A 13,364-nucleotide genomic window follows, 5' to 3' on the forward strand; every position below is an offset into this window, starting at 1 on the left:
TCGATGGATAATTTTCCGACTTCATCACCGAATTAAAAATCCCTCAAGCAATTGTTTAATTCATTAGAAAATCCCAGTGCTGCTGCGACTGTAAAATATCTAAAAACTTACGAATTTTCGGTAAGTGAATCATATCTCGATGAACTAGCGTCCACACTGCAACTTGCCACGATTCTCCTGTCTCAATCACCTGCATTTCAGGATTTAACTCAACACTATCTCTTGCCAAAAAGCCAATGCCACCACCTTGCAGAATGACATCATTTAACACCTGATAATTAGAGCCTTTAATAGCGATATTTTGCGCAGGAATATGTTCATGGAACCACTTATCCCAAGGAAGGTGCTCAACGCGCTCATGCAAGGCAACAAAACGGTGTTCTAGTAAATTATCTTTTGTCGGCAGTCCATATTGCTCGATATACGATTGATGGACACACATCACCACATCGACATTCAACAAGGGAATGACTATGTTATCTAAAGTCGTTGGCTTGGGGCCAGCGCGAATAGCCAAATCGGCCTCGCCATATTCCAGATTGAAATTACGTAAGTCGCCAATAATATCTACGCACATCAAAGGATAGTTATGCTGATACTCCCTAATAGCAGGCATTAATAAGCGCGTCATCTCACTAACACAAGTAATGCTAATAGTGCCGCTGAGTTTTTGCTCTTGATGGGCTAAACGCGCTTGCAACTGAGAAAACTGATCGTCCGTCACTTCACCGATACGCATTAGCTCTATACCAGCTTCGGTGGCGATATAGCCGCGATCGTTACGCTGAAATAGTTTGGCCTTGAGATGCTCTTCTAACACATCGATATGACGCATCACTGTTGAACGATGTACCCCAAGCGCCTGAGCCGTTGCACTTAAGGTACCTAACTTTGCCAGCTTGTACGCCGTACGCAGCTCTGTCCATTTATCCATCGTCTTGTTGCCTTTACTCAATCGCTAACACCAATTGCAAACATCTACGTGTGCATATACGCACACCACGATTGAATATTCGCTCATTTACCGCAAAAACACAACAAAGTAGGCTAATGCCTAACACCCTATAGCGAGATTTAGAGATGAACCAAACGACACAAGTTTTAATTATTGGCGGCGGTTTCGCCGGCGTAAGTACAGCGCAAGCACTAGCAAACAAAGGCATTGATACACTGCTGGTCGATAAAAAGGATTATTTTGAAGTGACCTTCGCAACACTGCGCAATATCGCCGCGCCTCATAAAACTAACAATAGTCCTCGCAAAACTTATCAAAGTTTTCTCAAGGGCAATTTTATTCAAGCGGCAGTAACGTATTTGGATACGAATTCGGCGCAATTGGATAATGGCACCACGATAACTTTTGACAAAGTTGTGATAGCTAGCGGTACTCGCTACCCGACACTTTCCGCCGCAAAATCTAACAATGCGCTGGCTATCGAACAACGTAATCAAGAAATGCTTAGTTATCACCAGAAATTACAACAGGCCAATAGCATATTGATTATCGGCGGCGGTATCGTGGGTGTCGAACTAGCAGGCGAAATTGCCGATTCCATGCCTAACAAAAAAGTCACCCTCGCTCATAATAGCGATGCGCTATTAGATGGCTTCAAACCCAAAGCACAGCAAAAGGCGCTTAGCCAGCTGCAAGACTTGGGCGTCAATGTATTGCTATCACGACGCATCGAGCAGCAAGGGGAGCAATACATCGACAATCAAACCCAGCAGGAAATAGATACCGACTTTGTTTTAAGCGCGGTTGGCGTAGTGCCCAACAATGATTTTCTAAAGGCAAACTTACCTTATATTCTCAATGAACAAGGCTTTGTAAAGGTCGATGCTAACCTGCAAGTGACAGGGCGAGACAACTTTTATGCCCTTGGTGATATTGCCGATGTCGGCGAAGCCAAACTGGGGTATCTAGCACAGCAACAAGGCGATTATTTAGCGAAAGTCATTCTAAAAAGTTTTAGCAATAAATCCCATAAGCCATATAAGCGTAACCCTTTGATGGCACTGATTCCTACAGGCCAACGTTCTGGTGTAGTGCAGCTGCCATTTATGGTAACTACATGGAATGGCTTGGTGAACATCAAACAAAAAGATTTATTCGTATCTAAGATGTACAAAGCCTTTGGCACCACACCAAACGCTTAGCTTCAACCCTTAGCAATTTAACATGACCTTGAAGCGTGATCTTGTATCATGCTCCAAGAGACTGATTAAGCACGCAGCTTGGCAATGCAGCCATCGATGGCATCGAGCCATTCGCTAACAGTCACTTCACGATAAGCAGTTTCTCCTACAAAGCCGCTGCACAAGACGACGTCAGGCGTTAATTCACGCAGTTTTTGTAAGCTCTCTATCATGTCTTTATTGGTGCCACCAAAACTATTTAATACAAAAGTTGAAAACTCATCATGAGTAAAAGCCAGTGTATCTCCCGTAAATAAATAGGATTTACCATGCGGTGGATTATAGAAATAACACACGCTGCCATCGGTATGTCCTGGTGTGTGTATGACTTGAATATCTTCTAATGATTCATCTAATGGCGTGAATGCGACATCGACTTCACTATGCTGCGCCGCATAGGGCGCTTCAATTTCGCTAGTGGCCAGCTTATTATCAAATAACGAACGAATACGCGCCTGTGAAGCACCAACTTCATCGCGGTGCGTAATAAGCTGCCACGCAACACCGCCCAGAGATTCGATGTGCAGTAAGTCTTCCGCCGCACCTGTATTGTAAAAAAGAATATTGCCATTTTTGCGCTGAAGAAGATAAGCATGAGTATTTAACATACCCGAAGAATAGCGCGTTGATTGCCATAGATTGTCGTAAAGTTTGTGCATTGCCACCTCAAGAAAGTTAATGATGCGGCGAGCTTAAGACCTCAACCATAGTTAAGGTCAACACTAGATTTTAAGTTCTATGAGGTAAGTTTATTTAAACCATTAATGGTCAGTGGCAACCAGTTTTCTTGCCAGCGCTGGGCTTTGTCTTGCGGGGCTAATAGTTTAGGAGATACCGTCAACGGCGATGCTAATCGCTCACGCTCAGCTAACATTTGACTATTTAGCGCGCCAATTAAGCCTTGCGATGTTTCAAGGGCGACGGTCACTACGGTGTCACAACTGCTACAGGTAATAAATTGCGCTTGGCCACTGCCCTGTTGCTGCACAAGGTAATCACCACCCACCGACAGCGCTAATTGACCTGCAGGCTCTGATAAATAAGTTAGTTGACGGCTCGTGCAAAAATCGCAATCACATCGCCTAGGCGCATATACATCAAGTGGTTTTGGTAGGCTAATACTAAGGCTGATGTCGCCACATTGGCAATGTCCGTGATAACTGTGCATAACTACCTCCTGTTAAATGCGGTACTTAAATATTAATAGTCGCTATAAAAATCGTTAACAAAACGACTAATTAATAATTAAATACCTGAGCTTCTTTTGGTATCGAATGAATATTCCATTGTGTGGTTGCTAATTGCAACAGCTGCTGCAACGACATATCTCGATAATCATCTTCCACTCGCTGATCTAAAAAGGCTAGCGCTTTAAGCATCAGTGATTTTCGCTCATCTAAATCAAGCGCCTTGGCATGATTTTGTTTACTAAGTTTCAGCCCGTTATCGGTAATGGCTAGTGGCAGGTGCAGATAATTAATCGGCTCCGCTTTTAATTGTCCTTTTTGCAAATGATTGAACAAGGTCATTTGTCTTGTGGTCACTTCCAGTAAATCACTACCCCGCACCACATCGGTAATGCCCTGCTCCATATCGTCCAGCACAACCACCAGCTGATAGGCATACAAACCGTCTTTACGCTTTAAGATAAAATCTTCGTTAGCAAACTCACCTTCTACCGAAATTTTACCGAGCAGACGATCTTCAAAACTACTGACGCCATTGTTATTAACAAAGCGTAGTGAATGAGGCGTAGCTAACTCACTTTTTGATTTATGCTGACAGGTACCTTGATACAAACCTCCACCACTCATAATCATCTTGCGAGTGCAGTCACAGCCGTAACAGAAACCATCTTGTATTAGCCTATCGAGATGATGTTGATAAAAATCATGACGCTGACTCTGATAGGCAACCTCACCATCCCAATGCAACTCGAAGGCTTCGAGTGTACGCAAGATAGCCTCAGCCGCACCAGCCACTTCACGCGGCGGATCAATATCTTCCATTCGCACTAACCATTGTCCATGGTTTGCCTTGGCATCGAGATAACTACCAAGCGCAGCCACTAACGAGCCAAAATGTAAGTCGCCGGATGGGGATGGCGCGAAGCGTCCACGGTATTGAGTCATAACTGAGTTGTTAAATGGGATTTAAAATGAAGAGACAAAAAACGGTGCCTAAGCACCGTTTTGTTTGAAAGTTTAGCCCGCCATTTGGCGTTCTTTAATTTCCGAGAGTGTTTTACAATCGATACACTGATCTGCCGTTGGACGCGCCTCAAGACGGCGAATACCAATTTCGATACCACAGGTTTTACAGAAACCGAAATCGTCTTCTTCGATAAGGGCTAATGTCTTCTCGATTTTCTTAATCAGTTTACGCTCACGGTCACGAGTACGAAGCTCTAATGCGAATTCTTCTTCTTGTGCTGCGCGATCCACTGGATCTGGGAAATTTGCCGCTTCGTCTTGCATGTGATGTACAGTGCGGTCAACTTCTTCGCGTAACTGTGTACGCCAAGCTTCTAGAATCTTTTTGAAATGCTCTAATTGGTCTTCACTCATGTACTCCTCACCAGGTTTTTCCTGATAAGGTTCTAGTCCTGCTAGCGCCATGAAGCCTATTTTTTTAGCTTTATCTGTAGGCATTTTCTCTCTCCTGTCCTAGCCAATATTCGCTATTTCGAGTCCCTAAGTTTTTAGGGTCGCTATGTATAGCAAATTAATTTTGCTATGGCAATCACTAGTTAACATCTCTACTAACTGCCCAAATTTTCTGGCTAATAAAATGGGGATGAATAATTTAATTTCAAGCCCTAAAAAATATAAAATAAAAAATCAGTAAGATTATTCAATCGTAAATGGCAATTGCTTATCTAATACCAATCCATGGTTGGAAATTGTGCAGCCATAAACTAACACTTCGACCCCACTTTCAATTGCTTGTTCCAACAACTGTGCATATTTAGGGTCAATATCTCCGGCACAAGAAACCGATTCGATACCACTGTGTAAAACCACAAACAACAATACTGCTCTATTGCCTGCCGCCTTAATCGACATCAGCTCTCGCAAATGCTTTTGTCCTCGCGTTGTTACTGCATCAGGAAAAGCACCTTGGCCATCACCTCTGTATAAAGTAACGCTTTTTACCTCAACAAAGCAATCTACCTTATTGTTATCGCTCAATAAAACATCAATCTTGCTATTTTCTTCACCGTATTTTACTTCGCGAGTGAGGGTTTGATAATCGCTTAGTTCACTAATTACCCCAGCATTAATTCCTTCTTCCGCTAAGGAATTAGCGCGAATAGTATTAACACATATAAAATGACCTGCTTGTGTTTGGGTTAATTCCCAACTAAAAGGATATTTGCGCTTCGGATTGGGAGAAGTGCTATACCACACCCAATCATTAGGCTCAGCGCAACCAGTCATCGCACCTGTATTAGCCACATGCATGGTGGTTTCGCTGTCATCTTCTAAAATAACATCAGCGAGAAAGCGCTTATAACGCTTGATGAGTTTTGCCTTTTTTAATGGCTGTTCAAACTGCATATTACATCCAATTCTTTTTAAGTGATTCAACTTGATAAAGGCTCTTGGCCATCATATTCCAGCCTGTATCTTGAGGTATAAATGGAATGGTTAAAGAACTCGCGGCGGTTACAAAGTTAACGTGACACAAGGTATGACGGCGTAAAAATACGCTCTGTTTAAACTTAACCATTTGCGTTTTTTCGATGGTAAAACAGTAATAGTTAACCCCAAGTAGCCCCTTGCGCACATAGACATATTCATCATCCATCGCATAACCCCAGCGCTTCCAACGACACCAAGTCAGTACGCTAGCCACACTAAAAAAGATCGCCGCAAGTGACAACAACGGCCACACATCGTTAACAATCGCGATAGTGCTTATAGCAAGAGTTACAGGTGCAACAAATAAGGCCATGGTACGGAAAATAAAACGACGACTTATGGACTGATAAGAGATATCCATCACTTTATTACTCGGCCACATTTCGTCAGTAAGCTCACGACACTCATGCTCTTTAATTGATGGCACCATCAATTTATTTCGCAGGTTATTCTGTCCTTGACGCTCTAAACCACCAATTTGTTCAAACTTGAGATTAATGCGTTTAATGAGTACATCGAGCCAATCTTGCTGACGCACTATCATCTGTAAACGCGGCTTTTTCATCACAACTTCGTGAATAGATAGCAATCCGCTGCGCTGAATATAGTTATTCTCGCGTTTGGTCAACTTATAACCATAAAACGCGATTATCGCGCCGATGATCGATAACAGCATCACCAACATATACGCCAAAATAAACGAGGCTATAAAATACAATGACAGTTGCCACCACGGATGTTCGGCGTTCAAGAATGCATCGAGATCAAAACCAACGCTGAGCAGTAATTGACTAGCGTATTCAAAAATGGTTTCCGCCATTGGCGCTAGCATCGCCAAGAAAATCAGCACTCGATTATTGGTTAAGCCATGAATAACTAAATCCATCAATGAGCGCTCATTAAGCAAGACTTCGTCACCTGCTACCACAGGCTCTTTTGCCACTTTGCTGTCTTCTACAACTTCTTCAGTCTCAGCAGCATGAGTCGCCTGATAGGCCAAAATTTGCTGCTTTAGTGCATTAGCTTTAACCATGGGCACTGCAACAATCTTTGCTTCATTTTTAGCACTACCTGCGGTATCTAACTCCATGGTGGTGTAGTCAAACGGTCTGAAATAGACGGGAGTAATTAACTTGACGTTTTGAATGCGTGTGAATGGTAAATCCAAGTGTTTCTTAAAAATAACACCTGAGTAGATTTCAATATTGTTACCTTTCAGGCGGTATTTGAAAAAGTAATACTGTAGGCAAGCCGCTACGACGAGTAAGGTTAGGATCCCAACAACACCTAACGCAACCCAGTCAAGGTTTTCGCTAAGCGTACTCTTAGACGCAAAGACAACAGGTATCGCATAAATTGACGCCGACACTAATTGGATCAGATTTTTGACAAAAAAATCGACAATAGATACTTTGGAAACGCGTTGCCAGTTATCCATGACTCGTCATATCCTTATGCTCTAAAATGTATTGACGCATTTTCAGTGCCGTGTCGTGAGTCAGCCCCGGTAGCTCAAAGGTATGCATCGCGCCGCCTGCACTAAACACTTGAATAGTGGCTAAATCCAACTTGCGCTCAATTGGACCGCGCTTTAACTCCACGTGTTGAATACGTAGAAACGGCTGGATAGTTACCTTCTTGAAAATCACCCCTGAATAGCGGCTAATGTCGTGCTCTCGCAGGGTGTAAGCCATATTAATGTCATATAAATACCCCATGACAATGGCTAGGACACTGATACCGCCAACTACTGCCAAAATTATGCTAAACACCTGTGATGCATTTTGCGATAACGGCGAGAATGTTTGCCATTTGATTACCGCCACAATTAACATCACCAAACCAAAAAACGCAACTCTTAAAATATTATTCGCCTTAATATGCGCAGGCTCTAACGCGATTTTTTCTTGCGCGTGATACGGCGTTAATTGACTGCTATCTAACACTTCATTAGAAAAATTAGATTGCTGAGTAACTTGTTCCATGGTTAAACCTTGTAATTGGGAGATTCGCCCACACTATAAAGGATAATTCCACCAAATTCAGCAGGATATATTCCATGAGTGCGACACTCTCTATTTTACTTTCAAATACTGCCGCCAATGCCAAATGGGGCGCTAATGCCCTATTAACGAGTGATGGCGATGCAATGACTATTCACGCAATTGGCGATGACGCAAATCAACTAGAGCTAATTCAACGCGCTGCGCGCCGCCTGCAAACACAAGGTATTAATGACGTTGCATTAACTGGCGATAACTGGACGCTACCTCAGCAGTGGGCTTTTGCCAAAGGATTTAGTGTTTCAAAAGGTGAATCTGCACTGCAATGGGCAACCAACACACCTGAAAGCGAATTAACTATTCTACAAGCGCGCTCGGCTTCTCGCGACTGGGCAGTAGCCGCCATCAATGGCGCGCCGGAAGATATTTACCCAGAGTCATTAATTGATAGCGCCATCGCTGAAATCAAACGTGTTGGCGGTGATAAAGTCACAGCACAAGTTATCAAAGGCGATGAACTATTAGAACAAGGCTGGATTGGCGTTCACACCGTTGGTCGTGCCAGCAAACGTGTTCCAGCAATGCTGATACTCGATTACAACCCAACCAATGATGTCAATGCGCCAGTTGCCGCAGCGCTAGTGGGTAAAGGCATTACCTTTGACAGCGGTGGTTACACCATCAAAAGTGGCCCAGGCATGATGACCATGAAGTGTGATATGGGCGGTGCGGCAACAGTGACAGGCGCTCTATCATTGGCCATTAGCCAAGGCTTGAACAAGCGCGTGCAACTAATCCTGTGTTGTGCAGAAAACCTTATCAACGGTGAAGCCTACAAACTTGGCGACATTCTTACCTACAAAAACGGCACTACCGTTGAAATTTTAAATACCGACGCCGAAGGCCGTCTAGTACTAGCCGATGGCTTAATGGTGGCAGGCGAAAGTGGCGCACCACTGATTATTGACGCAGCAACCCTAACGGGCGCGGCATTAACGGCCGTCGGTACGCAATACAACGCGGTATTTTCTATGGACGATGCACTCGCCAACCGCGCGTTAGCTCACGGCGATAGCGTTGGTGAAATGAACTGGCGTCTGCCATTAGCGCCGTTTCATATGCATGAGTGCCCTTCTCACTATGCTGATACCGCTAATACAGGCGCGAGTAAAATGGGCGTACCAGGCGCAAGTAATGCCGCAGGTTTTTTAGCGCGCTTTGTGCCAAACAACGGCCGTGGCTGGCTCCACTTTGATTTAGCCGCTTGTTTCCAAGACAACGGCAACGCTAAATGGTCACCGGGTGCAACGGGCTTAGGCATCGAAACCATCGCTAAAGTATTGCTAGAAGAAGCCTAAGTGCTCTTAACCCTCGGCTGAATTGTTTTAACGTTTAGCGCTAAAACGCGATAGATGTTGATGTATGTGGAGCAAATATTATTTTTCAAGGATGAAAAATTGAGCCAACAAGGATGTTTTCACGGCGGATTTGCGTAAGATGCATCGACATCTAAATTATAATGCTCGTGCCGTGGCTATAAACAAAAAACCTCATTAACACGCTGGTGTTATTGAGGTTTTTTATTGACTATAGTTCGCTGCTACAAACTGGCGGTTAAGCGATAAAGCGCCTGACCACTGGCCTGATATTTTCGTTCAAATGGCGTGATGCTCGGTTGTGGTGAAAACTCATTCACGGTTGCTGATTTACCAGCAATACTCAGCGCTTGAGCAAACTCGTCTAGATACAAGCGCCAGTTACTGCGCATTTCAAGCTCACCGCCTAACGCGACAATTGCCGGAAACACAGCACTACCATGCCAACGGCGCTGAATATGCTTCGCCTTTGGCCACGGGTTTGGATAGAGAATAAAGTGCTTAACAATCTCTAACTGAGCATCAACGGCTAAGCGCCAGAAATCATTAAGATCCGTACGTAGCAACATAAAGTTATCTACCCCGTGTTGCTCATAGGCTTCATTTTTACTTAGCCGATGGCCTGATTTATCCATTCCAATAACAAAGTGATCGGGATGTGATTTAGCAATATTTATAGTGCTATCACCAACGCCGCAACACGAATCAAAAATCACCGGTTTTCCAGCCGCGCTAATCGCTTGCTCTACCTGTTTAAAGCCTTCGATAGAACGCGGATGATAAGGTTTTTTAAATTCGTGCTTAATGTGCTTATTAACGATTTCCGTCAGGTTTTCATTAAGCCCATCTTGATTGGTGACGATTTCATGAGAATTTGCAAATGACATATCAATTCCCTACGAACGCAGACCGTAGCCACGTGAAATCATCCAGTAAGCAATAGAAAACAACACGGCAACAAAAGCGAAAATAATAGAAAATGAATACAACAGCGGAATATCAGTAACGCCTAAGAATCCATAACGGAAGGTGTTAATCATGTACACAATTGGGTTCGCTTTAGATACGCCTTGCCAAAATTCTGGTAATAACGTCAATGAGTAGAATACACCACCCAAGTAGGTCAAAGGTGTTAATACAAAGTTGGGAATAATGCTGATATCGTCATAGCTCTTGGCCATAATAGCGTTAATTAAACCACCTAGTGAAAACAAGATTGAGGTGAATAATACACTCACCACCAGCACACCAAAGTTAGCGATGTTTAGGTCGACAAAGTACAGCGACAATACAGTGACAATACAGCCAACCAAAAGACCACGTGCGACACCACCGCCAACATAACCGGCAATAATAATCCACGTTGGCACAGGTGACACTAATAACTCTTCGACATTACGTTGGAATTTAGAGCTGAAAAATGACGAGGCGACATTGGAATATGAGTTGGTAATAACCGACATCATAATAAGGCCCGGCACAATAAATTCCATATAACTAAAGCCTGACATAGTGCCGATACGCTCACCGATAAGCGTTCCAAAAATCACAAAATACAGGCTCATAGTAATCGCTGGCGGCACTAGCGTTTGCAGCCAAATGCGAGTAAAGCGATTAGTTTCTTTGCGCAGTAAACTTGAAAGCGCGATAAAATTAGCAGACACGTTAAAACTCCTAGCGCGTTTGGTTAACTAAACGAAGAAATAGCTCTTCGAGACGGTTAGCTTTGTTGCGCATACTCAGCACACTGATGTTGGCGCTAGATAGTTTGGCAAATAAAGAATTAAGCTCATGGCCTTGCTCAACATCCACCTCAAGGGTGTGATCATCAAGCAAACGAGTTTCAAAGCCTTCAATATTCACCTCACCGTCAATCTGCTTGATATCAAGAACGAAGGTTTCGATATTGAGCTGTGATAACAAGGCCTTCATTGTCGTATTCTGTACTATGGTGCCGTGATCGATAATACCGATGTTACGACATAATGATTCCGCTTCTTCGAGATAGTGGGTGGTTAGAATAATAGTCACACCATCGCGATTGAGCTTTTGCAAAAAGTCCCACATCGAACGTCTTAACTCAATATCAACCCCAGCGGTTGGCTCATCTAAAATAAGTAAACGCGGCTCATGCATTAACGCACGGGCAATCATTAAACGGCGCTTCATACCACCAGACAATTCACGAGAGCGCGCATTGCGCTTTTCCCATAAATCTAATTCAGTTAAGTATTTTTCAGCGCGTTCAAGCGCCAATTTTCGTGTCACACCATAATACCCCGCTTGATTCATCACCACCTGTAAAACGGTTTCAAACTGGTTAAAGTTAAACTCTTGGGGTACCAAACCGATCTGCTGTTTAGCTTTTACTAACTCTGTTTCGAGATTGTGGCCAAATACTTCTACTTCACCGTCAGTTTTATTAACCAGCGATGAAATGATGCCAATAGTCGTTGATTTTCCCGCGCCATTTGGCCCTAGCAAGGCATAAAAATCCCCCTGCTCTACCGTTAAATCAATACCTTTTAGCGCCTGCACACCACCGCGATAGGTTTTAGTGAGGCCTTTTATTCGTAATGCGCTCATGAATGTCCTGTTGAGGTACTCTAATTGAGAAGCCCTATTATTTATGAAATAGGGATTGAAATTTGGCGACATTATACGTGAAAGCAACAGTAAATGATCAGGTAAAAATCACAAAGGCACTAACAAAGAGCGCAAAGGGTTTTATGACATTTTTATTACAATCGTAGAAAAGTCGATGTGAAACATTTTTTTTCTGTCATCATTTGTCTAAAATAAAGCTCTTGGATTGAAGTCGCGTCTTAAAATGACGAGCATTGGAGCAATATTGAATGAAATTAATCTACGTGTTTGTATTGATTAGCAGTCTTTTCATTCAATCGAGTTTTGCCTTCACTTCCTCACCAAATCATATCATTGCAAGTAAGGTTCAATCGCCAGCTATTCCCCAAAAGATCGTGCTTGGGCAAATCAAAACCAGTGAAATTCAACAACACGTATTTAATTTTCTGTCACCGATTTATCGAGAATTAGGCATCGAGTTATCAGTAACCAGCTTACCGTCAAAGCGCTCATTAACCTTTAGTAATCAAGGCCAACTAGACGGTGAACTGTTACGTGTGGAAGGAATAGAAGAAAATTACGACAATTTAATCCCCATTCCAATAACCCTGTATCAAATGTCAGCCTACGCTTACACCATTGAGGGCAAAACTGACTTTAAACACCCGGCAGATATCTTGCGGTTTACGGTAGGCATGCATCGCGGAGTGCAATGGGAAGAGAAATTTGTCAGTCAGTTTCCCCGTTATGTGTCACGCGTTGGCGGCACAGAAAAGAAATTCAAACTACTAACATTAGGACGAGTGGATTATGTGATTAGTACCGAGGAACGGGCTAATGAAATAATCGCCAAGCATTTTAAAGATACAAAAATAAAACGCGTATCTCCGATGCTGAAACATATCAACTTGATACATTACCTACACAAGAAACACGCGCATTTAATTCCACAAATTACCGCGGCTATCGAAAAGCGGTCAATGGCGCTGCCATTAACCCACCAGCATCACTAGTCTTCTAATGGAATAACCTTGGCAACGTGTGGTAAGTTACGGTATTTTTCAGCGTAATCAATACCATAACCAACCACGAATTCATCAGGAATGCTAAAGCCAATCCAATCGACGTCTACTTCAACTTCACGGCGTGATGGCTTATCAAGTAAAGTACATAAAGTTAGTGATTTAGGCTCACGAAGCGTTAAAATTTCCACGACCTTAGACAGCGTGTTACCCGTATCAATAATATCTTCAACGATAATAACGTCACGGCCTTTAATGCTTTCAGTCAAATCTTTTAAGATCTTCACATCACGCGTACTTTCCATGCTAGAGCCATAGCTCGACACCGTCATGAAATCCATTGATAACGGTAAATCAACAGCACGACTCAAGTCAGCTAAAAACACCACTGAACCGCGTAATAAGGCTACCATTAATAGGTTTTCAGAATCTTTATAGTGAGCTTCGATTTGCTTGCCAAGCTGTGCAACTTTATCAGCAATTTCTTCTTTAGAGATCATCACTTCGGTAGTGTGTTTAATCATCATGGTTCCTAGG

Annotated in this window: 15 protein-coding genes; 3 read left to right on the plus strand and 12 right to left on the minus strand. The window is 43.1% G+C overall.

All coding sequences use genetic code 11. The features are described from left to right. Nucleotides 1-55: 55 nt before the first annotated feature. Nucleotides 56-934: a LysR family transcriptional regulator gene (locus tag MHM98_RS02840; RefSeq protein WP_239437719.1), complete on the minus strand. Its 879-nt coding sequence runs from the start codon at nucleotides 932-934 to the stop codon at nucleotides 56-58. Nucleotides 935-1,080: 146 nt separating this feature from the next. Between MHM98_RS02840 and MHM98_RS02845 the strand changes: the two genes are divergently transcribed. Next, a complete protein-coding gene (locus MHM98_RS02845) occupies nucleotides 1,081-2,157 on the plus strand; it encodes an FAD-dependent oxidoreductase (protein ID WP_239437720.1) in 1,077 nt (358 codons plus the stop codon). A 65-nt stretch (nucleotides 2,158-2,222) separates the two neighbouring features. Here MHM98_RS02845 and MHM98_RS02850 read toward each other — a convergent pair whose 3' ends face one another. The 7 genes from MHM98_RS02850 to MHM98_RS02880 form a co-directional block, all read right to left on the minus strand. Then, nucleotides 2,223-2,855, minus strand: coding sequence for an MBL fold metallo-hydrolase (locus tag MHM98_RS02850; protein WP_239437721.1), 633 nt, complete (start codon nucleotides 2,853-2,855; stop codon nucleotides 2,223-2,225). A 77-nt stretch (nucleotides 2,856-2,932) separates the two neighbouring features. After that, nucleotides 2,933-3,364, minus strand: a complete 432-nt coding sequence (locus MHM98_RS02855) for a hypothetical protein (protein ID WP_239437723.1) — start codon at nucleotides 3,362-3,364, stop codon at nucleotides 2,933-2,935. A gap of 70 nt (nucleotides 3,365-3,434) precedes the next feature. Further along, on the minus strand, nucleotides 3,435-4,328 hold the full coding sequence (gene gluQRS / locus MHM98_RS02860; protein WP_239437725.1) for a tRNA glutamyl-Q(34) synthetase GluQRS: 894 nt from the start codon (nucleotides 4,326-4,328) through the stop codon (nucleotides 3,435-3,437). A 72-nt stretch (nucleotides 4,329-4,400) separates the two neighbouring features. Continuing rightward, on the minus strand, nucleotides 4,401-4,847 hold the full coding sequence (gene dksA / locus MHM98_RS02865; protein ID WP_239437727.1) for an RNA polymerase-binding protein DksA: 447 nt from the start codon (nucleotides 4,845-4,847) through the stop codon (nucleotides 4,401-4,403). A 198-nt stretch (nucleotides 4,848-5,045) separates the two neighbouring features. Then, nucleotides 5,046-5,756: a DNA/RNA nuclease SfsA gene (sfsA, locus tag MHM98_RS02870; RefSeq protein ID WP_239437728.1), complete on the minus strand. Its 711-nt coding sequence runs from the start codon at nucleotides 5,754-5,756 to the stop codon at nucleotides 5,046-5,048. Nucleotide 5,757: 1 nt separating this feature from the next. Continuing rightward, nucleotides 5,758-7,278 (minus strand): PH domain-containing protein, encoded by a 1,521-nt coding sequence (locus MHM98_RS02875; RefSeq protein WP_239437729.1) that lies wholly within the window; start codon nucleotides 7,276-7,278, stop codon nucleotides 5,758-5,760. Beyond that, a complete protein-coding gene (locus MHM98_RS02880) occupies nucleotides 7,271-7,825 on the minus strand; it encodes a PH domain-containing protein (RefSeq protein ID WP_239437730.1) in 555 nt (184 codons plus the stop codon). Before MHM98_RS02880 ends, MHM98_RS02875 begins: the two co-directional genes overlap by 8 nt. A gap of 74 nt (nucleotides 7,826-7,899) precedes the next feature. Between MHM98_RS02880 and pepB the strand changes: the two genes are divergently transcribed. Then, a complete protein-coding gene (gene pepB / locus MHM98_RS02885) occupies nucleotides 7,900-9,201 on the plus strand; it encodes an aminopeptidase PepB (protein WP_239437731.1) in 1,302 nt (433 codons plus the stop codon). A gap of 242 nt (nucleotides 9,202-9,443) precedes the next feature. Here the strand turns inward: pepB and MHM98_RS02890 are convergent, their stop codons facing one another. Genes MHM98_RS02890 through MHM98_RS02900 form a run of 3 tightly spaced genes read right to left on the minus strand, consistent with a single transcriptional unit; the run spans nucleotide 9,444 to nucleotide 11,805 of the window. Then, nucleotides 9,444-10,106 (minus strand): SAM-dependent methyltransferase, encoded by a 663-nt coding sequence (locus MHM98_RS02890; protein ID WP_239437732.1) that lies wholly within the window; start codon nucleotides 10,104-10,106, stop codon nucleotides 9,444-9,446. 9 nt (nucleotides 10,107-10,115) lie between these two features. Then, nucleotides 10,116-10,883: an ABC transporter permease gene (locus tag MHM98_RS02895; RefSeq protein WP_239437733.1), complete on the minus strand. Its 768-nt coding sequence runs from the start codon at nucleotides 10,881-10,883 to the stop codon at nucleotides 10,116-10,118. Nucleotides 10,884-10,893: 10 nt separating this feature from the next. Then, nucleotides 10,894-11,805 (minus strand): ABC transporter ATP-binding protein, encoded by a 912-nt coding sequence (locus MHM98_RS02900; protein WP_239437734.1) that lies wholly within the window; start codon nucleotides 11,803-11,805, stop codon nucleotides 10,894-10,896. A 269-nt stretch (nucleotides 11,806-12,074) separates the two neighbouring features. Here MHM98_RS02900 and MHM98_RS02905 point away from each other — a divergent pair, with 269 nt between their 5' ends. After that, a complete protein-coding gene (locus MHM98_RS02905; RefSeq protein WP_239437735.1) occupies nucleotides 12,075-12,818 on the plus strand; it encodes a hypothetical protein in 744 nt (247 codons plus the stop codon). On the opposite strand, the gene hpt is transcribed toward MHM98_RS02905, so the two are convergent. Next, nucleotides 12,815-13,351: a hypoxanthine phosphoribosyltransferase gene (gene hpt, locus MHM98_RS02910; RefSeq protein ID WP_275441372.1), complete on the minus strand. Its 537-nt coding sequence runs from the start codon at nucleotides 13,349-13,351 to the stop codon at nucleotides 12,815-12,817. The genes MHM98_RS02905 and hpt overlap by 4 nt on opposite strands. Nucleotides 13,352-13,364: the final 13 nt, after the last annotated feature.

The organism is Psychrobium sp. MM17-31 (assembly GCF_022347785.1).
Lineage (GTDB): Bacteria > Pseudomonadota > Gammaproteobacteria > Enterobacterales > Psychrobiaceae > Psychrobium.